At 56.9% G+C, this 26,512-nt stretch carries 24 protein-coding genes; 6 read left to right on the top strand and 18 right to left on the bottom strand.

Annotation, left to right across the window (positions count from 1 at the left end; translation table 11 throughout):
* Positions 1–81 precede the first annotated feature (81 nt).
* The 5 genes from KGB18_RS07845 to KGB18_RS07825 all read right to left on the bottom strand — a co-directional run bounded on the left by KGB18_RS07845 (position 82) and on the right by KGB18_RS07825 (position 5,344).
* Positions 82–759, bottom strand: coding sequence for a dTMP kinase (locus tag KGB18_RS07845; protein ID WP_223569645.1), 678 nt, complete (start codon positions 757–759; stop codon positions 82–84).
* A 226-nt stretch (positions 760–985) separates the two neighbouring features.
* A complete protein-coding gene (wrbA, locus tag KGB18_RS07840) occupies positions 986–1,588 on the bottom strand; it encodes an NAD(P)H:quinone oxidoreductase (RefSeq protein WP_123359376.1) in 603 nt (200 codons plus the stop codon).
* A 203-nt stretch (positions 1,589–1,791) separates the two neighbouring features.
* Positions 1,792–3,075, bottom strand: coding sequence for a salicylate 1-monooxygenase (salA, locus tag KGB18_RS07835; RefSeq protein ID WP_123722722.1), 1,284 nt, complete (start codon positions 3,073–3,075; stop codon positions 1,792–1,794).
* Between the two features lie 234 nt (positions 3,076–3,309).
* The gene (gene gfa, locus KGB18_RS07830; protein WP_123722723.1) at positions 3,310–3,888 is read right to left on the bottom strand and encodes an S-(hydroxymethyl)glutathione synthase; all 579 of its coding nucleotides are present in this window, start codon (positions 3,886–3,888) and stop codon (positions 3,310–3,312) included.
* A gap of 115 nt (positions 3,889–4,003) precedes the next feature.
* Positions 4,004–5,344: an MFS transporter gene (locus KGB18_RS07825; protein WP_223569644.1), complete on the bottom strand. Its 1,341-nt coding sequence runs from the start codon at positions 5,342–5,344 to the stop codon at positions 4,004–4,006.
* A 364-nt stretch (positions 5,345–5,708) separates the two neighbouring features.
* Here KGB18_RS07825 and KGB18_RS07820 point away from each other — a divergent pair, with 364 nt between their 5' ends.
* Positions 5,709–6,611: a LysR family transcriptional regulator gene (locus tag KGB18_RS07820; RefSeq protein ID WP_123722725.1), complete on the top strand. Its 903-nt coding sequence runs from the start codon at positions 5,709–5,711 to the stop codon at positions 6,609–6,611.
* 34 nt (positions 6,612–6,645) lie between these two features.
* Here the strand turns inward: KGB18_RS07820 and KGB18_RS07815 are convergent, their stop codons facing one another.
* The 13 genes from KGB18_RS07815 to KGB18_RS07755 form a co-directional block, all read right to left on the bottom strand.
* Positions 6,646–8,022, bottom strand: a complete 1,377-nt coding sequence (locus KGB18_RS07815) for an L-serine ammonia-lyase (protein ID WP_123722726.1) — start codon at positions 8,020–8,022, stop codon at positions 6,646–6,648.
* Positions 8,023–8,053: 31 nt separating this feature from the next.
* Positions 8,054–9,310, bottom strand: a complete 1,257-nt coding sequence (glyA, locus tag KGB18_RS07810) for a serine hydroxymethyltransferase (RefSeq protein ID WP_223569643.1) — start codon at positions 9,308–9,310, stop codon at positions 8,054–8,056.
* Between the two features lie 116 nt (positions 9,311–9,426).
* Entirely contained in the window at positions 9,427–9,852 is a 426-nt protein-coding gene (locus tag KGB18_RS07805; RefSeq protein ID WP_108215568.1) for a GlcG/HbpS family heme-binding protein, read from the bottom strand.
* Positions 9,853–9,901: 49 nt separating this feature from the next.
* On the bottom strand, positions 9,902–10,681 hold the full coding sequence (gene folK, locus KGB18_RS07800) for a 2-amino-4-hydroxy-6-hydroxymethyldihydropteridine diphosphokinase (protein ID WP_123722728.1): 780 nt from the start codon (positions 10,679–10,681) through the stop codon (positions 9,902–9,904).
* A gap of 37 nt (positions 10,682–10,718) precedes the next feature.
* On the bottom strand, positions 10,719–11,777 hold the full coding sequence (locus tag KGB18_RS07795) for an ABC transporter substrate-binding protein (RefSeq protein WP_223569642.1): 1,059 nt from the start codon (positions 11,775–11,777) through the stop codon (positions 10,719–10,721).
* A 22-nt stretch (positions 11,778–11,799) separates the two neighbouring features.
* Positions 11,800–12,648 (bottom strand): ABC transporter permease, encoded by an 849-nt coding sequence (locus tag KGB18_RS07790; protein ID WP_123722730.1) that lies wholly within the window; start codon positions 12,646–12,648, stop codon positions 11,800–11,802.
* Positions 12,649–12,651: 3 nt separating this feature from the next.
* A complete protein-coding gene (locus KGB18_RS07785; protein WP_223569641.1) occupies positions 12,652–13,932 on the bottom strand; it encodes an ABC transporter permease in 1,281 nt (426 codons plus the stop codon).
* A 32-nt stretch (positions 13,933–13,964) separates the two neighbouring features.
* Positions 13,965–15,059, bottom strand: a complete 1,095-nt coding sequence (locus KGB18_RS07780; RefSeq protein WP_123722732.1) for an ABC transporter ATP-binding protein — start codon at positions 15,057–15,059, stop codon at positions 13,965–13,967.
* 404 nt (positions 15,060–15,463) lie between these two features.
* Positions 15,464–17,914, bottom strand: coding sequence for an FAD-dependent oxidoreductase (locus KGB18_RS07775; RefSeq protein ID WP_223569640.1), 2,451 nt, complete (start codon positions 17,912–17,914; stop codon positions 15,464–15,466).
* Between the two features lie 57 nt (positions 17,915–17,971).
* Positions 17,972–18,829 carry a formyltetrahydrofolate deformylase gene (purU, locus tag KGB18_RS07770; protein ID WP_046035443.1) on the bottom strand — a complete coding sequence of 286 codons (858 nt, stop codon included), beginning with the start codon at positions 18,827–18,829 and terminating at the stop codon, positions 17,972–17,974.
* A 1-nt stretch (position 18,830) separates the two neighbouring features.
* Positions 18,831–19,778 (bottom strand): electron transfer flavoprotein subunit alpha/FixB family protein, encoded by a 948-nt coding sequence (locus KGB18_RS07765; protein ID WP_223569639.1) that lies wholly within the window; start codon positions 19,776–19,778, stop codon positions 18,831–18,833.
* Positions 19,778–20,527, bottom strand: coding sequence for an electron transfer flavoprotein subunit beta/FixA family protein (locus KGB18_RS07760; RefSeq protein WP_104994298.1), 750 nt, complete (start codon positions 20,525–20,527; stop codon positions 19,778–19,780). Before KGB18_RS07760 ends, KGB18_RS07765 begins: the two co-directional genes overlap by 1 nt.
* 191 nt (positions 20,528–20,718) lie before the next feature.
* Positions 20,719–21,942, bottom strand: coding sequence for a LysR family transcriptional regulator (locus KGB18_RS07755; RefSeq protein ID WP_123722735.1), 1,224 nt, complete (start codon positions 21,940–21,942; stop codon positions 20,719–20,721).
* Between the two features lie 153 nt (positions 21,943–22,095).
* On the opposite strand from KGB18_RS07755, the gene galB reads away from it, so the two are divergent.
* The 5 genes from galB to KGB18_RS07730 are packed head-to-tail and all read left to right on the top strand — an operon-like array spanning position 22,096 to position 26,475.
* The gene (gene galB, locus KGB18_RS07750) at positions 22,096–22,830 is read left to right on the top strand and encodes a 4-oxalmesaconate hydratase (RefSeq protein ID WP_123722736.1); all 735 of its coding nucleotides are present in this window, start codon (positions 22,096–22,098) and stop codon (positions 22,828–22,830) included.
* On the top strand, positions 22,827–23,543 hold the full coding sequence (locus KGB18_RS07745) for a 4-carboxy-4-hydroxy-2-oxoadipate aldolase/oxaloacetate decarboxylase (protein WP_123722737.1): 717 nt from the start codon (positions 22,827–22,829) through the stop codon (positions 23,541–23,543). The genes galB and KGB18_RS07745 overlap by 4 nt, the downstream gene beginning before the upstream one ends.
* Positions 23,544–23,548: 5 nt before the next feature.
* Complete coding sequence (locus KGB18_RS07740) at positions 23,549–24,640, top strand: 4-oxalomesaconate tautomerase (protein WP_123722738.1); 1,092 nt, start codon at positions 23,549–23,551, stop codon at positions 24,638–24,640.
* Entirely contained in the window at positions 24,637–25,563 is a 927-nt protein-coding gene (locus KGB18_RS07735; RefSeq protein ID WP_123722739.1) for an NAD(P)-dependent oxidoreductase, read from the top strand. The genes KGB18_RS07740 and KGB18_RS07735 overlap by 4 nt, the downstream gene beginning before the upstream one ends.
* Before the next feature lie 27 nt (positions 25,564–25,590).
* Positions 25,591–26,475, top strand: a complete 885-nt coding sequence (locus KGB18_RS07730) for a LysR family transcriptional regulator (RefSeq protein WP_123722740.1) — start codon at positions 25,591–25,593, stop codon at positions 26,473–26,475.
* Positions 26,476–26,512: the final 37 nt, after the last annotated feature.

Genomic DNA, 26,512 nt, shown 5'->3' with positions numbered 1-26,512 from the left:
GTGGGCGGGTTCGATGACAGGCACCCAGATCAAAGCATCAGCCGGCTACCGCTGCGGCGACAAATCACCCCTTCGATCCTGCTAACGATCTATATCTACGGCTATCTCAACCGCATCAAGGCCGGCGCAGCGAACTTCGCCTGCGGTGCATCGAAGGACTCTATAGATCTCAGAAATCACCTGCATCGTTGCGTCTTCGATCGTTCCTTCATTACGGCATAAAACCCAGCCGTGATCTGCAATCGCTCGCTCGAACGCCTTGGTACAAGCGACATGTTCTTCCAGCTTATGGATCAAAGTACTGCTCAGCCCGCGCCGTCGTGCCGCTGCCCTCGCCCATGAAATTTCAGGGGCGGTGACAACCCCGACATGCAGGTCTGGCACTCGCACGTCTCGATCAATGTTCAACTGTAGAATCTCTGCAAACGGGACTATCCGGCGAAACGCGGCATCAGACGGGTACCAGCGATCGATCAGGATGATGCTGCCTGGTGGCTGTTTAGCCAGCACGTGCTGGGAGATCCAGGTACGACTATCAGCAAAGCGTTCACAAACCCTCAACTCCAAATCCCGGGTGGGATTTCTGACGAGTTTGTTAACGAGGGTCATTGTTTCACCCCTATAGGGATCGCTTTTTTTCTCGCAAAGTCGGATCACCTTTTTATTGTCTGCCCTCAGTACTTTCGTAACGGCCTCCAACAGTGTGGTTTTGCCGGCTCCCTTGGGCCCATCTAGAGAAACAAACAGCGGACGATTCATTCTTTAAACAACGATTGATATACGGTTTTTTTTGCCCGGTTCGTTCGCTGGAACCGCTTGGCGCGACTACGCGAATCGAGTGGAGGGAGCTTATGAACAGACATTGATGAACACTCTAACCCGGTTTCTGGCTAACGGGCCTCAAAATCCAGGGTTACAGCTGCTTATGAACATCGGTCGAAGCTCGACTCCTGTCCTGCAACATGGGCCCATTTACGTGCTTGCGTTAACCCGCGATCTTTATTGCAAGCTCAGCGACGTGTTTACCCTGGAAACGCGCAATATCCAGTTCATTTTGTGACGGTTGCCGTTTACCGTCGGCGCCTGCCAGGGTGGTCGCGCCATAGGGTGTGCCGCCGGTGATCTCGCTCATGTTGGTCAGCCCTGCGCAGGTGTAAGGCACACCCACGATGACCATCCCCTGATGCAGGAGTGTGCTGTGGAACGACGTGATCGTGGTTTCCTGGCCACCGTGCTGGGTGCCGGTCGATGCAAAGACACTGCCGATTTTCCCGACCAGCGCGCCGCTCATCCACAGTCCGCCGGTCTGGTCGAGAAACGTGCGCATCTGTCCCGCCATATTGCCAAAGCGCGTCGGTGTACCAAAGATGATGGCATCGTAATTGGCCAGCTCGTCAGGTGTCGCCACCGGTGCCTTCTGGTCAAGTTTGACGCCGATGGCTGCTGCCTGTTCGGCCGGGATGGTTTCAGCGACACGCTTGAGCGTCACGTCGGTGCCGGGTACAGATCGTGCGCCTTCGGCCACTGCGCCAGCCATCGTTTCGAGGTGACCGTACATTGAGTAATAGAGAACCAGTACCTTCGCCATGATTTTTCTCCTGGTTTAAGCGCCATTCGATGAATTAGGAAGATCTTGGATTAGCGGATTAACACTAGCAGCTCCGTATGCTGCCTGCTGGCAGACAGAGACGCTTTTATCGCCCCTCCCCCGTCCCAGAGCAGGCTGCCAATCAACTGCTAGTGTTAAAAGTGCACGCAAGGCTTCAATACCAGACTTACTTGCGCATCCTCTTAAGCCAGTACTTTCCAGCCCAATTGCTCACGAGCCTCTTGCAGGTCGGATTGCAGATCGTGATCCCACAACCAGTCGAAACGCGCTGCCAGGGTTTCACCCAGCAATTGCTCGTCATCGGCTACCGCCGGATCACGCAGTTCATAGAGCTCGCCGGCTTCCCACGACGAGCGTTGCACACGACAGGCGCGTGGACGACGGATAGCGTCATAGACCTCGAGCACCGCTTGCGGCCGACTCGCCAGAACCTGTGGGTCTGCCAGCAGTCGGGCCAACAGCCAGGCATCTTCCAACCCCTGCCCTGCGCCAGCGCCCTGGTGCGGCAACATGGCGTGGGCCGCATCGCCGATCAGCCCTACGCGGCCGTGCACGTAGCCCGGCAGCTCTTCGAGTTCGTGCAGAGCCCAAAGGGTCGGCGCCGGAATGCACTCGAGCAGCACCCGTGCGGCATCGCCCCAGTCGGCGAAGGCGGCAAGCATTTCTTCCTGGCTGGCATTACGAACCCATGGGGAGTCGCTCGGCCAGGATGGGTCAGGCTGACTGCGATCGGAAATGAACGCCACGACGTTGATCAGCCGGCCTTGTTTAACCGGGAATGTGAGGATGTGTGCGTCGAGTCCCAGATACATCTGCGGAACGTCGACAAGGTGCTCATCGACACCTCGAGTACGGTAGGCAGCGCGCAAGTGTTCGCTGTCGATCATCCCGCGGTAAGCACAAGTACCGCTGAAGCGCGGCGCAGCCAGGGGCTGTCCGAGGCCTTGAAGAACATGATCACGAATCGAAGACTTGATACCGTCAGCAGCGATCAACAGGTCGCAACGGTGCTCACTGCCATCGGTGAACAGTACGCGGGCCTGTTCCGCATCCTGCTCCACGCTCACCGCGCGCTTGCCGAATCGGGCGATGCCCTCTGGCAACTGACTGGCCAGCGCGTCGAGAAAATCCGCACGGTGCACCGAAGACTGCCCTACCCCTTCAGCCAGGCTCGCGCCGAGGTAGCCGGCATCTTCGCCACGACGCCACTCGAACCAAATATCCTGCCAGGGATCAAGCGTGCGATCGGCGATCTGCCGGTAGGGTTCGGCAATACCCAGACCAGCGATGGCACGAACGGCGTTGGCGCCGAAGGAGACACCGGCACCGACCTCGCCAAAGGCGGGTGCCGATTCGAACAACTGCACGCGGAGATGGGAGTGGCGGCACAGATCCAGTGCCAATGCCACGCCAGCGATACCACCGCCGACAATACCGATGTGCAAGGTAGATTGAGAGGTATACATAGCAAGGTACCCATGAGGCTGATTGTTATTGGAGTAACAAGATCATCGCCATCTGAGTGCTATTGATAAATACCGTAACTCCCATACTCAACATTACGAATGTGAATATTGTTTGCCGGAAAAATGCTGCTTGAGCGCGACGCCCTTCACCTGAAACGGATCCAGGTGAAGGGCGTTGCACCAATGGTTCAGCCAAGGTGGGTCGTGCCGAATAATACATTCAGCAAATGGGGTTTAACGGGATGCGAGAACGCCATTCAACTTCGCCACTTGCGTAGCCAATGCGTCCATCAGATCTGGCGACAAGCAATCATAAGGTTCCAAACCGAGCGCGCGCAGTTTTTCGCGGATTTCCGTCATGTCCTCCGGTGGCGTGCCGGTTTCGATGATCGACGAAACGAAAGCTGCAAAGCCCGGTGCAGCCCACCCTTTTTGCGGGGATAGCTCGGTATGCACAAAATCCAGGCCATAGAACGCGTGGTCTTTATTTTCGATGCGGCCGTACATATGTGCATGGCACTCTTTGCAGGCATGTCGTTGAATAGTCGCGCTCTCGTCGACGATGACCAGCTTTTCGGCGTTCGCGGTGACGCTGACTTTATCGCGAGGAACGACAGCAACAACCGCGAATTTCGCACCTGCGGGCTTCCAGCATTTGCTGCAACCACAGGCGTGATTGTGCAGGCTCTGGGCGTCAATCCTGATTTCAACCTTATCAGTCGGACACAGGCATTGCAGGGTGCCGCCAGAGAAGTTTGCAGCGCTTGGCTCTATTCCGTTGTCCAGCGAAGGGTGAAGCTTCAATTTGCTCACGATAAACCTCCAATATCAGGGTGTATTGGAACTGGACCTGGAGCCTGAGCTCCAGGGGGAGGATCAGTATTTGATAGTGCCTTCATGCATCAGATCGAAGGCCTCGTTAATACGTTCAAGTAGTATGGTATGAGTGACGAAGGGAGCCAGATCGATTTCGCGCGTTCTGTATCAGGAAGACCAGAATGGCTATTGCCCCTACCAATCCCGGTATTGCGAAGATGAGGAAGCTCGCCTGCAGCGGCAACGATGAGGCATGCAGTGCGCCGCCCAGCAGAGGACCAATGATTGCGCCGGTGCGGCCTACGCCCATCGCCCAACCGAGGCCTGTGGCCCGTATTTGCGGCGGGTAATATTGCACGGTGCACGCGTTGGCCAGAATTTGCGTGCCGATGGTGCATGCTCCGGCAACGGCGATGAGTAAATAGAGCACGGGTAATGGGGCCTTGAGTGCGAGCAGGCTCAGCGCCAAAGCCCCGCAGCTGAAGAAGACGAACAAGACCTTGGCGATACCTATTCGATCACCCAGCCACCCACCGGCTACCGCACCGATAATCGCACCCAGGTTCAGCGCCACCAGAAACGCCAGGCTTGAGTTCAAGCCGTAACCAGCGGCGCTCATGAGTTTGGGCAGCCAAGAGCTCAACGCATAGACCATCAGCAGGCAACAGAAGAACGCCAGCCACAGCATGAAAGTGCTCAACTTGCGCCCCTCTTGGAACAACTGCGCAATCGACGCGTTTGTGCCTTTAGCGACTATGTGATTCAACTGATCGGTTGCGCCGGGCACATAACTCGGTACGGCCTGCGTCAGTAATATCTGGGCCTTGACCGTCTGCCCGGTGCGCAGAAGGAAGTCCAGCGACTCGGGCAACTGCCGTATCAAAAATGGCAACGCCAACAGTGGAATCAAGGCCACATAGAACACCGCTTGCCATCCCCACTGAGGAATCAACACCATGCCCAAACCTGCAGACAGCATCCCTCCTAGCGAGTAGCCACTGAACATGAGGGCGACCAAGGTGCTGCGGGATTTCTTGGGTGCGTACTCGTTCATCAACGCGACAACGTTCGGCATCACCCCGCCAATCCCCAGACCGGCAACAAACCGGCACAACGCAAAAGCCTCTGGGCTCTGCACCAAACCGTTGAGCGCGGTGACACCACTGAAAAGAGTGACGCACATAATGATGGTTTTACGTCTGCCTATCCGGTCCGACAATGATCCGAAAAACAGCGTTCCCAACATCATTCCCACCAGCGCACAACTACCCAGCGCTCCCGCCTGTAATGAGCTCAGCCCCCACTCAGCCATCAGTGAAGGCAACACGACCCCATAAATGACCAGGTCATAGCCGTCGAAGATGATGATGAGTGCGCACCAGAACAGTACGCGCGCATGGAAGGCGTTGAAATGTGCCCCGTCAATCAGGGCTGATACATCGATCGTACGCATGGCATCGCTCTTTTTGTCATTGTTATAGAGGCGGAGGTTCTGATGCCTCCGGGAGTTGCGCGGTGCCCAACTAACTGACCGATTGGCGTGTTGTTCTTGAGAGGCGTAAACCGTTCAGAATTTGGGCATTGCAGCGATCATGGCCAAGGCGTCAACCGTGATAAATGCAGTGATCCAAATACCTGTTATTTCCAACGTGAATAAAGATCAGAGATGAGCAAAAGCTACATAGCCCTTGCGATGGACGCAACGGTGTAGCACTTGATAGGCTGCGGTTCTTGCAGCGGCCATTTCAGAGCGGTGCAGACCCAACGACGGGCAACGGTTTATTGCTCTGGTATGAGCCAACCTGCACTGAGGCGTTATGGAATTACGTGAGCTGGATCTGAATCTGCTTTTGGTGTTCAACCAACTGCTGATCGACCGTCGGGTTTCGACTGCGGCGGATAGTCTTGAGCTGACCCAGCCCGCGGTCAGCAACGCGCTAAAACGGTTGCGTAGCGCCTTGAACGACGAACTTTTCGTGCGCACCTACCAGGGAATGGAGCCCACGCCCTATGCCCGGCAGCTGGCTGAGCCAGTAGCGCTAGCCATTCAGACTTTACGCGATGCACTTGGCCGACAGGACACGTTTGACCCGCTCAATTGCAATCGCAGATTCACCATGGCAATGACGGACATTGGTGAAATCTACTTCATGCCGCGGCTGATGGATGCGCTGGCTGAACGCGCTCCGGGTTGCTCGATCAGTACGCTGCGCAACAACACCGAAACCCTGGCCGAAGGGCTGCAGAATGGTGCGATCGACCTTGCCGTCGGATTGCTGCCTCACCTTCAAGCAGGTTTCTTTCAGCAACGCCTGTTCCACCATCGCTACGTCTGCCTGTGCCGCAAGGGCCATCCTGCCACCCGAGAGCCATTGACGCTGGAGCGTTTTTGCAGCTATGACCACGTTCGTGTTGTAGCGGCGAACACAGGACACGGCGTCGTTGATACCTTCCTCGCGCGTGCTGGCATCGAGCGAAATATCCGTCTGGAGGTTCCGCATTTCGTCGCGATAGGCCACATACTTCAACGTACGGACTTGCTGGCAACAGTGCCTGAACGATTCGCAACCAGTTGTGAAGAACCCTTCGGACTCGCCGTTCTACCGCCGCCTCTGGAGTTGCCGAAAATCGAGATCAATCTGTTCTGGCATGCTCGATACAACAAGGACCCGGCCAATCGCTGGTTACGCCAGCTTATGTTTGAGCTGTTCTCCGATTAAAGGCAGATCACTCTGCCCCCAAATACCGCCTGACTCAGCATTCGATTATGTTGACCGCAAGACCGCCTCGCGCGGTTTCCTTATACTTGCTTTTCATGTCCGCTCCCGTTTGACGCATGGTGCGGATCACCTTGTCGAGCGAGACAAAATGTTGCCCGTCACCGCGCAAAGCGAGGCGCGCGGCGTTGATGGCCTTCACCGAACCCATGGCGTTGCGCTCAATGCAAGGAACCTGGACGAGACCACCGATGGGATCGCAGGTCAGGCCAAGGTTGTGCTCCATGCCAATTTCCGCCGCGTTTTCTACCTGTTGCACCGTTCCACCGAGGACTTCGCACAGCGCTCCAGCTGCCATCGAACAAGCCACCCCCACTTCACCTTGGCAACCGACTTCGGCGCCAGAAATCGACGCGTTTTCCTTGTAGAGAATCCCGATTGCGGCGGCAGTGAGCAGGAACCGTTGCACCCCTTCTTCATCCGCCCCGGGTACAAATCGGCGGTAATAGTGAAGAACCGCCGGGACAATACCGGCAGCGCCGTTCGTGGGTGCCGTCACTACACGGCCTCCACTGGCGTTTTCTTCATTAACCGCCAGGGCGTAAAGGTTGACCCAGTCGAGTACTGAAAGGCTGTCCCTTAAGTTGGCCTCAGGACTGCCACTGAGCTGACGGTGCAACGCCGCAGCACGACGTTTGACCTTCAGCCCGCCAGGCATGATGCCTTCGTTGCGGCAACCAGCAAGCACGCAATCCTGCATCACTTGCCAGATATGCAATAGACCTTGACGGGTTTGCTCCGGACTACGCCACGCCTTCTCGTTCTCGGCCATCAACTGGCTGACCGAGAGACCGTTACGTGAGCACTGCTCAAGCAGCTCCCGTCCAGTCAAGAAAGGATAACGAAGTGGCGTTCGATCTTCGACGATACGATCAAGCCCTATCGCTTCTTCATCCACCACAAACCCGCCGCCTACCGAGTAGTACTCACGGCTACAAATCTGTAAGCCAGCCCTGTCGAATGCACGCAGGATCATGCCGTTTGGGTGATAGGGCAAAGGCTTGCGGATCATCGCCAAGTGCTCTTTCTCAACAAAGCGAATGGACCTCCCCCCCAAAAGCTTCAGGGTTCCGGAACCCCGAATTATCGCCAACCTTGCCTCTACTGCCGTGGTATCGACTGTATCCGGGTACTCCCCTTCCAGCCCCAGCAGTATGGCTTTGTCGCTTCCGTGCCCTTTTCCTGTGGCGCCGAGAGAACCGTACAGTTCTGCCCGAACACTCTCCACTTGCTCCAGCAAGCCTTGGTCCCTCAGTCCCTCGGCGAAGCGCACGGCTGCGCGCATCGGCCCGACGGTGTGCGAACTGGAAGGACCGATGCCAACCTTGAACAGATCAAAAACACTCAGCGACATACTCAACTCCGCAGCGAATGCTGGTGGATGATCAGGCTTTGTAGACCGGGAAACGCTCGCACAACTCTGAAACCCGCGCAGCGATACGGGTCTCTACTTCGGCGTCACCGAGTTTGTCGAGGATGTCGCAGATCCAGCTGGCAAGAACGCTGCATTCTGGCTCCTGGAATCCACGTGTAGTCACCGCAGGTGTTCCGATGCGCAGGCCGGAGGTTACGAACGGCGACTGTGGGTCGTTCGGCACGGCATTTTTGTTCACCGTGATGTGCGCCCGGCCCAAAGCGGCGTCGGCGTCCTTACCCGTCAGGCGTTGGCGGATCAGGCTCACCAGAAACAGATGGTTGTCGGTCCCACCCGAGACCACGTCATAACCGCGCTGGATAAACACGCTCGCCATCGCCTTGGCGTTTTTGATCACCTGCTGTTGATACGTTTTGAATCCAGGCTCCAACGCTTCCTTGAAGCACACAGCCTTCGCGGCGATCACATGCATCAATGGGCCGCCCTGCCCGCCTGGAAAGACTGCGGCGTTGAGTTTGCGCTCAAGGTCTTCATTACCTTTGGCGAGAATCAAACCACCACGCGGGCCGCGTAACGTCTTGTGCGTGGTGGTCGTGACCACATGCGCATAGGGAAGCGGATTTGGATACAGACCTGCCGCAACCAATCCGGCCACGTGTGCCATATCGACGAACAGGTAAGCGCCGATCTTGTCAGCGATGGCGCGAAAGCGCGGGAAATCCAGGGTTTTCGAGTAAGCGGAAAAACCGGCGATGATCATCTCCGGCTGATGCTCCACCGCCAGCCGCTCGACTTCGTCGTAATCGATCAACCCCGTCACGGTATCGATCCCGTACTGCACCGAGTTGTAGAGCTTGCCGGAGAAACTGACCTTGGCACCATGGGTCAAATGCCCACCGTGGGCCAGGCTCATCCCCAATACGGTGTCACCCGGCTGGAGAAGTGCCAGGTAAACAGCAGCGTTAGCCTGGCTGCCGGAGTGCGGTTGAACGTTGGCATAATCAGCGCCAAAGAGTTCTTTAGCCCTGTCGATAGCCAACTGCTCAACCTTGTCGACGTGCTCGCAGCCGCCGTAGTAACGCTTGCCTGGATAACCTTCAGCATACTTGTTGGTCAGCCCACTTCCCTGGGCTTCCATCACCCGCTGACTGGTGTAGTTTTCCGAGGCTATCAGCTCGATATGCTGCTCCTGACGGACTTCCTCAGCGTCGATCGCATTCAGCAGTTCGTCGTCGTAGCCCTGGATTTTGTCTTGCTGGCTGAACATCGTTTATCTCTCCTTCAACTTTTATTTTTGTTTGGTTCAGGAAATCAAGCGCGCAGAAACGCCTTAACAGCGAACGTCAACGCGCCGGATGAAAAACCTGGGGATTTTTGATGCGATCAGTTGAGGTAAGCCGTAAACGCATTAACGCCGGCTTGCGCCACAATTTCATCTTGATCGGGAGTACCTGAGCTGCACCCTACTCCGCCAACGATGAACTCCTGCATGAAGAGCGGCAGCCCCCCAGCGACAATGGAAAAGCGCCCCTGGTTGCTGGTGTTGATGCCGAAAGCCGGTTTACCCGGCACACTGATTTCGCCATAGGCTCGCGTTGATTTGCGGGCGGCAGCGGCGGTGAAGGACTTACTGATGGCGATATCGATACTGGTGATACGCGCGTTGTCCATACGCTGGAACATGATCAGATGACCGGCATCATCTGTAATGGCGATATCCATATCAACGGCAAGTTCTTTGGCTTTGGCAAGGCAAGCTTGCATGATGTGTTGAGCATCAGCCATTGTCAGTCTGGGTACCATTTTCATTGTCTTCGACCTCAGATTTGATGAATTAAAACCACTCCAACCCTATTTGTTAGAACTCAAAAATTCTCTTCTTGGGTTTTACTTCTGCACCTCCTCGCTCAATCTCTGCAAAAAACTCAGGCAGTGAAGTCGATAGCGCGGACAGGATCTTGCCCAGCGTATTAACCCCAGGGCTTGCTTGATTCTTTTCTATGACAGATATGGAGCTATGGGTAACCTGTGCTTTTTCAGCGAGCTTGCGCTGAGTAAGGCCTTGTCGAATACGTAGTGATTTAAGCGTTTGCGCCATCACAAAATCATCCGCCCCAGCTGTTTTTGCACCCTTGGGCAGGGACAGCCCGTCGCAGGCTACAAGGACTGGTGTTTCCTCGGCAGGTATGTCCCGCTCGAACTCAAGCCAGGTTGTTTTATAGGTTTTACCGGTGATGGGATGCACTGCTTCCGGGGCGAGCACAGCAAGCGGCATCATCACGTAAGGTCTATCGATAAGATCCGACCTCGGCAGCACCCCATGCGCGTAAGTCCCCACGAAATCTCCATACAGCAAAATATCGATATCCACTGGCAAGACGATTCGAGGAACCAGCACGCGCGCGTACCTGGCCTCAAAACGCTTTAGGACATCACTCAACTGGCCCAGCGATAGATCAGTGCGCCCGGACAGAGCAACGTTAAAAAAATCGTCGCCCACGCAGCCGGCTGCCGCGGAGGAATAGACCGGGGAGCACTGAACATCCACCAGCAATGCGGCCAGGAACTCCAACGCCAACCCCAAATGATGATCTCGGTACTGGTTACTCCCTAGCCCGAGGTAAACCAAAGTCGACATGGCGTTGAACTCCTGAAAAGTCTGCAAAACAGAGGGGTTACTTTGTCAGCCAGGCATTGAAGCGTTCATTGAGTTCGTCAGCATGGTCACCCCACCATTCGGCGTTCATTTGCAATGCCGTCTTGAAGTTTTCCGACGAGGTCGGCAGGTGCGGTTTCATCTCTTCGCTGACCAGGGCTTGCGACGATTTACGTGTCGGGCCATAGGCGATGTATTTGCTTTGCTCCGCCAGCACCGGCGTGCTGGTGGCGAATTTCAGGAATTCCATGGCCCGTGCTTTGTTCTTGCTGCCGGCGGGCACAGCCCATACGTCCATGTCGTACAGTTGGCCGTCCCAGATAATCTTGAACGGTTGCTTCTCTTGGGTCTGAGCGGTCCAGATACGTCCATTCCATGCCGAGGTCATCACGACCTGGCCGTCCGCGAGCAATTGCGGCGGCTGGGCACCCGCTTCCCACCAGATCACCTGACTCTTGATCGAGTCGAGTTTGGCGAAAGCCCGTTCGATACCCGCCTCGGTTTCCAGGGTGGAATACACTTCATTGCGAGGCACTCCATCGGCCAGCAGTGCCCACTCCAACGTGCCCTGAGGCGCCTTGCGCAATCCACGCTTGCCTGGGAATTTGTTCAGGTCGAAGAAATCCTTCAGCGTGGCGGGTTGCTCACCTTTGAACGCGTTGACGTTGTAAGCGACCGCCGTCGACCAAATGATGTTGGCCACCGCGCAGTCGGTGACGGCGCCGGAGATGAAGTCCACGTCAACCGGAGCGCCGCCCGTCCCCGCTTCCAGGTCCTTGCTCGGGTTAATGCGTTCAAACAGCCCCGCATTGCACGCCCGAACGGCATCCGGTAATTCCATGTCGACGACGTCCCAGGTGACGTTTTTGGTATCGACTTGAGCCTTGAGCTGAGCGATGCCGCCGGAGTAATCCTCTAGCGTGGTTTTCACCCCGGTTTTCTCGCTGAATGGCTTGATTGCTGCCTTGGTCTGAGCAGCGGCCAGTGAGCCACCGTAGGTCACAATCGTCAGGTTCTCCTGAGCCATCGCAGACACACACGCGAGGCTTGTTACCGCGCATATCAACATCTTTTTCATAACTGCTTCCCTAGATCTCAGATCAATTAGTGATTCCACGAACGCGGAGCGAACGACGGCGCAGGACTTCGATAGACAACAACAGCAGGACAGACAAAATGATCAACAACGTTGCAGCAGCGAGAATCGTGGGACTGATCTGCTCACGCATTCCGGACCACATCTGACGAGGGATGGTGCGCTGCTCGACCCCGCCCAAAAACTGAACGATCACCGCCTCGTCGAACGAAGTGATGAATGCGAACAGCCCGCCTGAAATGATGCCGGGGCGAATGAGGGGAAACGTCACGTTGAAAAACGTGTAGGTCGCCGATGCGCCCATGCTGGCGGCGGCGCGGGTCAGTGAATGATCGAACCCCACGAGCGTTGCGGTGACGGTCAGAATCACGAACGGCGTACCCAGCACAGCGTGCGACAGGATCAGCGCGAGCAGGCTCTGGCCAATCCCCAATTTGCTGTAAAAAAAGTACATGCCAGCGGCTGAAATAATCACCGGAACGATCATCGGCGAAATCAGAATGCCGGTGAGTAGGCGCTTGTAAGGCAAGTCAGAGCGGCTCAGCCCAATGGATGCAAGCGTACCGAGCGCGGTAGCGATCACAGTTGCACCACACGCCACCAGGAAACTGTTCTTGATCGACAGCACCCAAAGCGGGTCGTTGATCAGCTGGTGATACCAGCGTAGGGAAAATGCCTCCGGTTTCAGATGAAGCATGTCCGACGTGAAGCTGAAATACGGCTCGACGTTAAAGGACAAAGGGATGATTACCAGAATCGGCACCACCAGAAACAGCAGCACGAGCAGAGCAAATCCGCGCACGGTGAAAAACCAGCAGCGTTCGAAAGGTCCGATGTATTTTGGAAGGCTCATGGCTCACCCCAACTTCATATTGGTAATGCCTACGAATCGGTCGTAGACCCAGTACATCAGCAGCACTACCACCAGGAGCAGGCTGGCGATCGCCGAAGCCAGGCCCCAGTTCAAGGACGTCTGCATGTGATAGGCGATGAAGTTGCTGATCATCTGGCCGGTTCGGCCACCCACAAGTGCCGGCGTGATGTAGTAACCAACCGCGAGAATGAAGACCAGAATCCCCCCTGCACTGACGCCCGGCAGGGACAGTGGAAAGTAGATCTTGAAAAAGGTCCGCATGGAGCTGGCGCCCATGGAGTGCGCGGCACGGATGTAGGTCTGGTCGACACCGCGCATGACGCTGTAAAGCGGCAGCACCATAAACGGCAGCAGGATGTGGGTCATGGCGATGATCGTGCCGTACAGGTTGTACATCAGATCGAGCGGCTGATTGATGATGCCAAGGCTGTGCAGGACATCGTTGAACACTCCATTGGACTGGAGAATGACGATCCAGGCGCTGGTCCGGACCAGCAACGATGTCCAGAACGGCAGAAGCACGAGGATCATCAGCAAGTTGCTGAAGCGGTCCGGCAAGCTGGCCAGGAAGTACGCCAGCGGATAGCCCAGCAGAAAGCAGATGAAGGTGATCGCGACACTGACCGCGAGCGTCTTCAACAGATTGTCGACATAGATTTGTCGGCTTTCCGGCTGCTGCACGATGTCACCGTTATCGTCGTATTGACGATCCAGCGCCGCCAGGTAATGCACTGCGGAAATCGAAGGCGCCATCACCTTGAGCTGCGACCACGTCGCGGTTTCTCCCCAACGCTTGTCGATGCTGATCATCAGCGGCTTGAATTCGGTGATCCCTGCCGGAGTCTGTTTTTCCAGGCCCCTCGCTGTCTTGTTCAGCAGCAGCTTCATGCCGCTTTGCACGCGGTTCAAGTCAGTCCCGACCCGGTCCAGGTTCTGCGATTTGAGGAGGTCGAGAATATCGTTGCCGACCACCGCAAACGTCTTTTCTTCAGGCAGTGCCTGCCGATCCCACTGCTTCAACTCGACCGTACTGTTGGGCATGTAGTCGGCGAGCGTGCCGTTTTGCACGCTGCGCATCAGCATGTCGCCGATCGGCATGAGAAAGAACACGGCGATAAACGCAAGCAGTGGCAACACCAGGAGCACGGACTTGAACTTGTTCCGACGCTCGGCCTTGTCCAGGCTTTCTTTTATTGACTGGCCAACCTTCGGCTGCACAAACAGCCGATCCGCAGGCCCTTCAGACATTACAGGGCGATTCATGGAGTGATCTCCGTGTGAAGGGTGACGGAAAGTTAGATAACGGTGTTGAGCGCTCGACAGTCGTCAGCACGCCACCCTACGGTCACCAGGGCGCCGGGAGTCGGCGTTGACTGGTTGACGCCGTTGACCACTTTGACGATGAAGTCATCTTGATCCGCGACGCTCAACCGCAGGCGCAGATGGTCCCCGTGATAGATCAGCTCTTGAATTTTTGCCGGAAGCCGGTTGTCACATTGGCCATCGGCCGGATCGAGGTAGACGCGCTCCGGGCGAATCGACAAGGTGGTTTTCGTGCCACGGGCGGTACTCGCGGACTTCGCCGCAACGGCCTTCACTCGAAGGTTGCCGACTTGCACTTGGCAGTAATCGCCATCGCGCTCGATGACCTCCCCCGTCAGCCGGTTGTTTTCACCGATGAAGCTGGCGACAAAGGCAGTCTCGGGTTTCTCGTACAGGTCGGACGGATTGGCCAGTTGCTGAACCACCCCATCGTTGAACACCGCAATGCGATCGGACATGGTTAGGGCCTCGGTCTGATCGTGGGTCACGTAAACGACGGTAATGCCCAACTGCTTGGAAAGACGCTTGATCTCGTACTGCATTTGTTCACGCAGTTGCTTGTCGAGCGCGCCGAGCGGCTCGTCCATGAGTACCAGGCGAGGTTCGAAAATCAGCGCCCGTGCCAGGGCAACCCGTTGTTTCTGGCCGCCTGAAAGTTGTGCGGGCATGCGATTGCCCAGTGCGCCCATGGCGACCATGTCCAGGGATTTCTTGACTTTGTCCTGGATGTCGCTTGAAGAAAGCCCACGAACCTTGAGCGGAAAGGCCAGGTTCTCGGCAATGGTCATGTGCGGGAACAATGCATAGTTTTGAAAGACCATGCCGATGCCGCGCTTCTGTGGTGAGATATCGTTGACCGGCTGGCGGTCGATGGAGATTTCCCCGTGAGTGACGGTTTCAAAACCCGCCAACATCATCAGGCACGTTGTTTTTCCAGAGCCGGATGGCCCAAGCATGGTGATGAATTCGCCGCGCTGAATATCCAGATTGAAGTTTTTGACCACGAGGTTTTCGCCGTCGTAGCTCTTCTGCACATTGCGAAAACTCACAAAGGATTCTGTTTGCATGTGACCACCCTTCTGCAATTCTTTGATCGGCTAAGTGCGAGGCCGTCTTAAGCGGCGTTCACACGGTTTCTCTTGTTCGCGAGGACTCAGGACAGCCATCAATCAGGCGTACGGACGCCCGTGTCTGATCGTCGACGCGGCAAACTCAAGAGGAATCTTTCGGCAGAAAAGGCTCAGGGCGAGCCCGGAATCGATAAGGTGTGATGGAGCGGCACAAAGCTGCGAACCCGGCTGGGTTTTCGACGACTTCGACCTGACGATGCATTTTGCATTCATGGTTGTCTCCGGCGATTTTTGCGCCTGGCCCGGACTCGAACCTCCGGGCACTGCGCGATTCAATCGACTTGTTGTTATGACGTTTCTATACCGTGCCTGGCCGCCGCTAATACGGTTGGCCTAGAGGGTCAGCACTTGATTTTGTTCATTTCAGGGTCATAGAACGCACGAAGGCTTGCCTCCACCTCATAGCGCTTGGTGGCCACCTCGATCTCGTACTTGCCCTCCTTCACCCAATCAGCCGTTGCACCTTCGACGTTACAGACGTAACCCATGGCGACGTTGCTGCCGATGTAGTGGCCGTACATGCCAGAGGTGGTGCGCCCGACGATCTCTCCGTTCCGATAGATCGGTTCTTCGTGGTAGTTGGTAGCCTCTGGATCGAGGAACTTGAACAGGACCATGCGCTTTTTCACGCCTTCGGCTTTCTGCTTGAGCAAGGCCTCTTTACCGATGAAACCGCCGGCCTTGTTGAAGTCCGAAGCAAACGACAGCCCGGCTTCCAGCGGCGTGTCCTCTTCCACCACGTCGTGGCCGAAGTGGCGATAGCCCTTCTCGATACGCAGGGAGTTCAGGGCGTGATAGCCACACAACTTCAAGCCGTGAGGCTCACCCGCCGCGACAATTCGGTCGTATACATCCGGAGCGAATTCAGTCGAGATGTACAGCTCCCAGCCCAACTCGCCCACGTAGGTAATACGCGACGCTCGTACGCGGGCATAACCAAGTTCGATCTCCCTGGACGTGGCAAACGGGAAGCCTTCGTTAGAGAGGTCGTCGGTAGTCAGTGGCTGCAGCAAATTGCGGGCGTTGGGGCCCATCACGCTGATCACAGCCATCGACGAGGTGACATCGGTGTAGACAACATTCGCCTCGTCCGGCGTGTTGCGGCGCAGCCAGTTCAGCTCGCGAGTCTGCGTCCATGGACCGGTGACGATGAGAAACGACTCCTTCTCAAGTCGTGTCACGGTCAGGTCGGCCTCGATACCTCCGCGCTCATTCAGCCACTGGGTGTAGACGATCTTGCCCGGCTCGACATCGATGTTGTTGCTGCAAATCCGGTTGAGCACCGACATTGCGTCGCGGCCCTGGACCAGTATTTTGGCGAAGGAGCTTTGATCAAACAGGCCGACGGTGTTGCGCACTGCGTTGTGTTCAGCGGCCGACCACTCGAACCAGTTTTGTTTCCCCCAGCTGTACCCGTATTCCGGCTTCTGACCCTGCGGTGCGAAGAAGTTCGCGCGCTCCCAGCCGACCACTTCGCCGTAGCAGGCATTGGCGGCCACCAAACGGTCATGGAGGATACTTTTGCGTGCGTTGCGAGCAGACTCGAACTGACGGAATGGCCAGTGCATGGCATACAGCAGGCCCAGCCCTTCCGTGGTGCGGTCATACAGGTACTGAGAGTTACCCTGGAAAGGCAAGTTACGCTTGATGTCGACGTCCCACAGATCCATCGGGGCGTGACCTTTGGCAATCCACTCGGCCAGCACCTTGCCGGCGCCGCCCGCTGACTGGATGCCCACCGAGTTGAAGCCTGCGGCGACAAAATAGTTGCGCAACTCAGGTGCTTCGCCCAAGTGGTAGCGGTCATCGGGGGTAAAGCTTTCTGGACCGTTGAAGAACACTTGCAGCCCGGTCTTCTCCAGCGCAGGGATTCGGCGAATGGCCGCTTCCAGGTAGGGTTCCAGGTGATCGAAATCAGGTGGCAGTTCATCAAAACTGAAGCTGTCGGGAATACCTTCATGCCCCCAAGGTTTGGCGTTGGGTTCGAAGGTGCCAATCAAAAGCTTGCCAGCGTCAGTCTTGAAGTAGTTGTAGTAATCCAGGTCACGCAATGTCGGCAGCATGATGCCGTTGATTTCCGGCATCGGCTCCGTGACCACGTAGTAGTGTTCTGCGGCGTGAAGCGGAATGTTGACCCCGGCTTTCTTGCCGAAATTGCGCGCCCACATACCGGCGCAGTTCACCACAAACTCAGCGTCGATATCGCCTTGAGCCGTGACTACGCCTGCAGCCTTGCCATCCTTGATCTTGATATCCAGAACTTGGGTGTTTTCAATGATTTTAGCGCCGCCCATTCGAGCGCCCTTGGCGAGTGCCTGGGTGACGTCAACCGGGTTGACCACACCGTCCAACGGCAAATACACGCCGCCGACGATGTCTTCGATGTTCAGCAGTGGCCATAGATCAAGAGCTTGCTCAGGGTTGACCACTTCACATGGAAAGCCACAAAGCTTAGCCATCGACGCACCGCGCTTGAGTTCGGTGAAACGCTCCTGGTGAGTCGCGACGCTCAAGGAACCGTTACGCACGAAGCCAGTGGCCTGACCCGTTTCTGCTTCAAGGCCTTCGTAGAGGCCAGCGCTGTACTTCGCCAGCATGCTCATGTTGTAAGTCGCGCGCAGTGTCGGCACCAGGCCGGCGGCATGCCAGGTCGTGCCGCAGGTCAGCGTCTTGCGCTCCAGCAGCACGACATCCTTGATGCCCAGTTTGGTCAGGTGGTATGCAACGCTGCACCCGATAACCCCACCACCGACGATGACGACACGAGCCGAACTCGGAACGGTATTGCTCATATTAAACTCCAGTGCCAGCGCCCCAGGCAGGGCAACTGGCTCGACGATTGGGGGTGCTTAGAACACGATGGTTTTATTGCCGTACACGAGTACGCGATCTTCGAGATGGTTTCGAAGCCCACGGGCCAGTACGGTTTTTTCGACGTCTTTACCTAGCCGGACAAGATCATCGACAGACTGTTCATGGCTGACACGCGCGACGTCCTGCTCGATGATCGGCCCCTCGTCGAGGTCTTCGGTGACGTAGTGACAGGTCGCGCCGATCAGCTTCACCCCACGACGGGATGCCTGGTGATATGGTTTGGCGCCGATGAACGACGGCAGGAAGCTGTGGTGGATGTTGATGACTTTGTGGCGATATTTTTCACACAGGTTCTGCGGCAGGATCTGCATGTAACGCGCCAGGACAATGCAGTCCGCGCGGTATTCATCGATCAGTTGTTCGGTTTTGGCAAACCCTGCAGCCTTGTTGTCTTTGTCGACCGGCACGTATTCAAACGGAATGCCGTACCACTCAACCAGGCTGCGCAAATCCTCATGGTTGGAAATCACGCAGGCGATGTCACAGACCAGGTCACCGGTTTTCCAGCGATCAAGCAGATCGGTCATGCAGTGCGAGCCTTTGCTGCACATCAGCACCACGCGCTTACGCTGGTCGCTGTCGACCAGACGCCAGTTCATCGACATCTCTTGTGCGAGCGGTTCGACTTTGCGTTTCAACACTTCGATGTCAAACGGCAGGGTCTCCGCGCGAACAACCATGCGACTGAAGAAGCGATTGCTCTCTTCGTCAGAGAACTGCGAGGCCTCTTCAACCCAACCGCCATGACTGGCGAACAGGCCCGCCGTGCGGGTGATGATTCCCACCCGGTCCGGACAATCGAAAGCAAAGGTATAAGTACGCTTGGCGCTCATTTCAGACTCCTCGAGACAGGGCAGCTTCAAGAGCTGGAACGGCTTCGAACAAATCGGCAACCAGGCCGTAGTCAGCGACGCGGAAAATCGGCGCTTCCTCGTCCTTGTTGATCGCGACAATGATTTTGGAATCTTTCATGCCTGCCAAATGCTGAATGGCACCCGAGATGCCGACAGCGATGTACAGGTCCGGCGCGACGATCTTGCCGGTCTGGCCCACTTGCATATCGTTGGAGACGAAACCGGCGTCGACGGCTGCACGAGAGGCACCGACTGCGGCACCCAGCTTGTCGGCGACTTTTTCCAGCAGCGCGAAGTTGTCGCCGCTACCCATGCCGCGACCGCCGGAAATGACGATCTTGGCCGAGGTCAGCTCGACCCGATCAGAGACGCTGAAATCGGCACTCAGGAATTTGGAAAGACCAGTGTCGTGAGAGACGGAGATGGCCTTGATGGGCGCCAATGCCCCCGTTCGTTCGGCAGCTGCAAACGTCGTAGTGCGAACGGTCAGCACCTTGACTGCGTCAGAGCTTTCAACGGTCGCCAGGGCATTACCGGCGTAGTACGGGCGAACAAATGTGTTCGCGGAAACGATTTCCACAACGTCACTGACCTGAGCGACATCCAGCAATGCAGCAACGCGAGGAAGCAAATTTTTGCCGTATGCCGTAGAGGCGGCGATGACATGACCATAAGTCGAGGTCTTCACCAGCTCGGTCACCAGGGCGGCCACATTCTCTACACCTTGATCTGCATACTCGGGCGCATCTGAAATCAGTACGCAACTCACACCCGCGAATGTGGCCAACTCCTCAGCGACACTGCCCGCCTGCTGACCCGCCACCAAAACGTCGACGTCTGCCCCAAGGCTCGCCGCCGCTGAAAGCGCGTTCAAGGAGCCCGATTTAAGAGCCCCTTCGTGGTGCTCAGCAATCAATAAAACAGCCATCAGATCACCCCCGCTTCGTTCTTCAGCTTCTCGACCAGTTCTTGAACGCTACTCACACGAATGCCTGCCTTGCGCTCAGGCGGCGCCGAGACCTTGATGACTTTCAAACGAGGAGCGATATCGACACCGAGGTCGCCGGCATCAATGACCTCCAGTGGTTTTTTCTTCGCTTTCATGATGTTCGGAAGAGAGGCGTAGCGTGGCTCGTTCAGGCGTAGGTCAGCGGTGATCACTGCTGGCAACCGCAAGCTTCTCGTTTCCAGTCCGCCGTCGACCTCGCGAATGACATTGACCCACTCACCGACGACGTTGATTTGCGAAGCGAAGGTGCCTTGAGCGCTGCCCATCAAGGCGGAAAGCATTTGACCGGTCTGGTTGTTATCACCATCGATGGATTGCTTGCCCAGGAGAACAATGCCGGGTTCTTCACGCTGGGTGACCGTGTAGAGAAGTTTGGCAATCGCAAGGGGTTCCAGATCGCTACCCGTCTTGATCAGCACGGCTCTGTCTGCGCCCATTGCCAGTGCGGTTCGCAACTGCTCCTGACAAGCGTCAGGGCCCACCGATACGGCGATGACTTCGCTGGCCTGCCCGCTTTCCTTCAATTGAAGTGCGGCCTCCACAGCGATCTCGCAAAAGGGGTTTATCGACATTTTTACGTTGCTTAACTCAACGTCAGATTCATCCGCTTTGACACGGACTTTGACGTTGGCGTCTACGACACGCTTCACCGCCACCAGCACCTTCATAGCAACCTCCGAATAAGTCCAAACCTCTGGAATCCGATGCTATAAGTCCCTATAGATGCTTACAAACGATCTATATGGAACTCATAGATAAGTTGGGCTTATCCATGGGTGGGCGGTGTACATAGAAGGCGGTGTCAGCAAAATCGAATCCAACGGCCGCTCTGGGCAGTGCCGCGAGGACTATTTCGGTTTCAAATCGAAGCGCTGATTCTCATCGCCGTCTCATTTACGACCTGCCGAATCTTGTCCATCAATGCCTGCGCCGCTGGCGATTGAAGTGCCCCGGCTCTGGAGATCAGGCCGATCGGGCGCGTAGTGTGGCTGAGCGCAAGCGGCAGGCGCACCAGATCACCGCTGGCCATTTCGTGTTCCAACTGATGGGCCGAAACGGCGGCGAGCATGTCTGAGCGCAACAACACACCCCGCAGGATCGCCAGGTCGGCCGTTTCGATCACAGGGCTGGGGGCGGCGATGCCGATGTGGGCGAAAAATGCGTCCAGAAGCTTTCGCGCGGGGGAGCCGGCACGAGGTAGAACCCAGCGGGCGGCACTCAAGTCGTCATAATCAAGAGAACGTTTCAGCCACGGATGGTCACGGCGCACCAGGATTACCATCTCCTCCTGCAACAAGGCCTCGCTATGTAAATCACTGGCGTAGGCCGACGGGCGTAGAGCGCCGAGGATGAAATCAACATCCCCTGCGCGCAGTTCACTGGCCAACAAATCAAACGGACTTTCGTTGGTCACGATCCGTACATGGGGGTGCTCCGAGGTCAGACGCACCATGGCTTCGGGCAATATTCCGGTACGACCGAGAGGCAAAGCCCCTACATGCACGGCGCCTTGAAGGGAGCCACCCAGCGCGGCGATGTCCGCGTCGATATGACGAAGTTCATTCAGCGCTCGACGCACCCGCAGCAACATCGCCAGGCACGGGCGGGTCGGCAGCAAGCCATGGGGTGTGCGTTCAAACAGGCTGCAACCGCTACCTTGCTCAAGGACTTTGATGGCGGCACTGATTGCCGGCTGCGATACCCCAAGAATACTCGCGGCAGTTTGCATATGGTGCGTTTGGCAGAGTGTCGCGAAGACCTCCAGACGGCGCGTCTGGAACAGGTAAAGCGGTTCGGCGGTATGCCCCGGCGCATGACCCAGCAAAGGCACAACGGCCTGCAACTCCTCCAGGGTACGACGAGCACGGGGAAGCACGCCTTCACCATAATCGGTCAGACGCATACCGTTGACGTTACGCTCAAACAGCAAGACGCCGAGGCGTTTTTCCAAGGCCAGGATGGCGCGCGTCACCGCAGGTTGAGCCCGAAAAAGCACGGTAGAGGCCTTGGATACACTGCCGTAGTCGACGACATGAAGGAACGCCCGAACCTGCATGAGATTGGGCAGTTCAAGACTGTTCATGGACACCTATCGGTTTTCAGGGAAGCGGTTTCACAGCATGCAGAACTTGCCTCGATAAGTAAAATGCATACCTCTTGCAGCCGAACGCATTATTCATCACCGCAACCAAGTGCGAATGTGGCCCTACCAAATAGCCGCAAGAAGAGCCCTTCAATGACTAATACAAAAAAAACCGCACTGGTCGTCAGCGCCCATTCAGCCGATTTCGTTTGGCGTGCCGGTGGCGCCATCGCACTGCATGCACAACAGGGTTATGCCGTTCACATCGTATGCCTGTCCTATGGAGAAAGAGGCGAATCAGCCAAGCTTTGGCGCAAAGGCGAGATGTCCGAAGACAAGGTCAAAACTGCACGTCGCAGCGAGGCCGAAGCAGCGGCGCAGATCCTGGGCGCCACTGTAGAATTCTTCGACATCGGCGATTACCCGATGCGGGCAGATAACGAGACTTTGTTCCGTCTGGCCGACGTGTTCCGCCGAGTACAACCAGAGTTTGTCCTCAGTCATTCAATCAAAGACCCTTACAACTACGACCACCCGCTGGCCATGAACCTGACACAGGAGGCGCGCATCATCGCGCAGGCTGAAGGGTACAAGCCGGGCGAGAAATTCATCGGAGCCCCACCGGTATACAGCTTCGAACCCCATCAACCGGAGCAGTGCGAATGGCGCCCGGATGTCCTGCTGGATATCACTGAGGTCTGGGACAAGAAATATGCCGCCATCCAGTGCATGGCCGGTCAAGAGCATCTCTGGGAGTACTACACCCGTGTCGCCCTGCAACGAGGCGTACAGGCCAAGCGCAACGTCGGTATCGCCTCCACCCGCAACATCGTGTACGCCGAGGGCTACCAGAGTCTCTTCCCACGAGTGACGGAGAATCTGGCATGAGCAGGCTGATCGGAAAAACCGGCATCGTCGTTCGCAACATTCCCCGAGCCGACACCGCATTGATCGATGAACTGGATCGCTTCGGTGTTGCCACCGTGCATGAAGCCCAGGGCCGCAAAGGTCTGTTGGACTCTGCCATTCGCCCCATCCAGCAGAACCAGAGCATCAGCGGAACAGCAGTCACCGTATTGGTCGCGCCGGGCGACAACTGGATGTTCCATGTCGCGGTCGAACAGTGCCAACCCGACGATATTCTGGTGGTCGCGACATCGTCGCCCTGCACCGACGGCTACTTCGGCGACTTGCTCGCCACCTCGTTGATGGCCCGTGGGGTACGAGCGCTGATCATCGATGCCGGGGTGCGCGATACTCGAACCCTGAGGGACATGGGCTTCAAGGTATGGTCGCGGGCGGTTCATGCCCAAGGCACGGTCAAGGAAACCCTGGGCTCGGTCAACGTACCGATCATCTGCGCCGGCCAGTGGGTCGAGCCTGGTGACATCGTGGTTGCGGACGATGACGGCGTGGTGATTGTCCGCCGCGAAGAGTTGCCAACGGTCGTTGAAACCAGTCGTAAACGCGCCAGACTGGAGGAGCAGAAACGTGTGCGCCTGGCAGCCGGCGAATTGGGCCTGGATATCTACGAGATGCGTCAGAAGCTCGCCGACCGAGGCCTGACCTATTACGACAGCCTCAACGACCTGCAAGGATGACCCGCATGAGCCAGACTCGTATTCCTTGCTTGATGATGCGCGGCGGCACGTCCAAAGGCGCGTACTTTCTTGCACACGACCTGCCCGCCGAAGGGTTGCTGCGTGACCAAGTGTTGTTGGCTGTAATGGGATCGCCCGATGCACGGCAGATCGACGGTATCGGCGGCGCGAACTCGTTGACCAGCAAGGTCGCAATCATCCGCCTCTCAAAGCGTCCTGACGCCGACGTCGATTACCTGTTCGCCCAGGTACTGGTCGAACAGGCCCAGGTCGATTATGGCCAGAATTGCGGAAATATCCTGGCTGGGGTCGGGCCGTTCGCCATCGAATGTGGCTTGGTGAGCGCTCAGGGACCCGTTACGTCGGTGCGGATTTTCATGGAGAACACCGGTCAGATTGCCATCGCCCATGTACCCACCCCGGACGGTTCGGTCAGTTACGCAGGAGATGCTCGCATCGATGGCGTTCCCGGCACCGGCGCCCCACTGATTATCGAATTTGAGGACATTGCCGGCTCCAGCTGCGGCGCATTGCTGCCGACTGGCAACCCCACAGATCGCTTCGACGGCATTGACGCAACCTGCATTGATAACGGCATGCCGGTTATTTTGATTCGAGCCACCGATGTCGGCCGTAGCGGCTACGAAAGTCCCGAACAATTGGACGCCGACAGCGAACTCAAAGCCGTGCTCGAATCCATCCGCTTGCAAGCGGGGCCATTGATGAATCTGGGGGATGTCAGTCAGCGCAGCGTACCGAAAGTATCCTTGATTGCCGCCCCTCGTGATGGCGGCGCGATTTGCAGTCGCACCTTCATCCCCCGTCGTTGCCATGCCTCGATCGGGGTGTTTGGCGCTGTGAGCGTTGCCTCCGCGTGTCAGGTTCCGGGCTCGGTCGCCAGCGGACTGGCCCAGGCAGCGCAGACCGGTGAACGCGTACAGGTATCGGTAGAACATCCAACGGGAGAGTTCACCGTGGAACTGCGCATGCAAAATGGTCAACTGGCGGGCTGTGGACTGCTGCGTACGGCCCGGTTGCTGTTCGACGGCGATGTATTTATTGCGCAGAGCGTCTGGCAAAACGAGGTGAAACCATGAAGCCGACCACCATCACGCTGATCGGCTTCGGCGAGGCTGGTAGTATTTTTGGCCAGGATCTCGTGGCTACGGGCGTGACCGTATTCGCCTATGATCGCCTGCAGGAAAATCCTCGCACTCGCGCCGCTCTCTACGACAAGGCTCGGTGCAGCGGCGTCCGTCTATGCGACAGTTTCGCCGAAGCCATTGCACTCGCAAACTGGGTCATCTCAGCGGTCACCGCCGATGCGGCGCTGGATGTTGCTCGGGTAGCAGCAGCGCTGATGAGGCCCGACCAGCTGTTCATCGATATCAATTCCGTTGCTCCGTCCACCAAACGGGCTGCATTCACAGCCATGCAGCAGCGCGGCGTCGGTTACATCGATGCTGCCGTTATGGCACCGGTCCCGCCTCAACGCTTGAAAACCCCTATTTTGGTAGGCGGATCAGCCGCCGGGCTGGTTGCTGACCGGCTCGGTGAACTGGGCATGAACGTTCGCCCGGTGTCCGAAGAAGTCGGTGTCGCGTCTGCGATCAAGATGTGTCGCAGCATCATGATCAAGGGACTGGAAGCGCTGACGACCGAGTGCTTGAGCACCGCACGACAGTATCAGGCTGAACACGAGGTGCTGGCCTCATTGCATCAGAGTTTCCCGCAGATGGGCTGGGACGGTGCGCTGCCGCACTACTTGATCAGCCGCGTGGCCGAACATGGTCTGCGCAGGTCCGAAGAAATGAAGGAGGTGGCAAAAACCTCGAACGACATGGGTGTTGTACCGAACATGAGCCAGGCCATCGTCAATGCCCAGCGGGGCCTTGTGGACGCCATGCTTGATGCCGACCTTGATTACCCAAGTCTTGAACCGTTCGACTGGCTACGCCTGATCGATACGCTCTACGGCAGCCCCGTCTCCCGAGAAAGCTTGTTGGAGGAAAAGCGTTAACATGAGCTTTTCCCCCGAGAACGGCTCATGGACTTAAAACAACTCGAATGTTTCGTACGAGTCGCCGAATTCGGAAGCTTTACCAAAGCGGCCGCGGTATTGAACATCTCCCAGTCGGTGGTCAGCCGCCAGGTTCGACAACTGGAAGTCGAATTACAGGAGCATCTGCTGCTGCGCCACGGCCGTGGCGTGTTGCTGACTGCTTCTGGCCAGCGGCTGTTCGATCACGGCAAAGGCATCTTGCGACAGGTGCAAGTGGCTCGCGAAGAGTTGCGCGAGCAACGCGACACCTTGTCCGGCAAAGTGGTGATTGGACTTCCGCCGAGCATTTCCCGACGCCACACCGTGACCCTGGTGTCGGCCTTTCGTGAACGTTTTCCTGGTTGCTCGTTAGGTATCAAAGAGGGTTTGAGCCATTCGATGCGGGAGTGGCTATTGCTGGGCCGTCTGGATTTCGCCCTCCTGTTCAACCCCGCCCACAGTGCGCAGCTGCACTACGAACACATCCACTCCGAGCCATTGATGTTGATCGGCGCCTCCAGTTCGGACCTGCCAGACACGGTCGCCATGAAGGATCTGGGGCGCTATCCACTGATCATTCCCAGCGAACCTCATTCGCTACGTCGGCTGGTCGAAACCCAGGCATCCCGCCATGACATCACACTGGACGTGTGCCTGGAAATCGACAGCATTCCCTCGCTCCTGGAGCTGATCAAGCTGGGCATGGGCTACGGTGTGTTGTTCCGTTCTGCCCTCGCCGGGAGCAACAGTCTGCCGGATGGCTTGAGAGCGGCGCAGATTGTCGAACCCTCCATTCCTACCCATCTGTTTATTGCGACATCGGAGCAGCGACCGCTGACGCGTCTGGCTGAAAAGACATTGGCCATGGTTCGTGAAATCTGCATACCGTGAAGACATGCATGCAAAAACCGCATAGCTGCTAGAACCT

The organism is Pseudomonas sp. BF-R-26, from assembly GCF_019947395.1.
GTDB classification, from domain to species: Bacteria; Pseudomonadota; Gammaproteobacteria; order Pseudomonadales; family Pseudomonadaceae; genus Aquipseudomonas; species Aquipseudomonas farris.
This window is presented reverse-complemented; position numbering and strand designations above follow the sequence as displayed.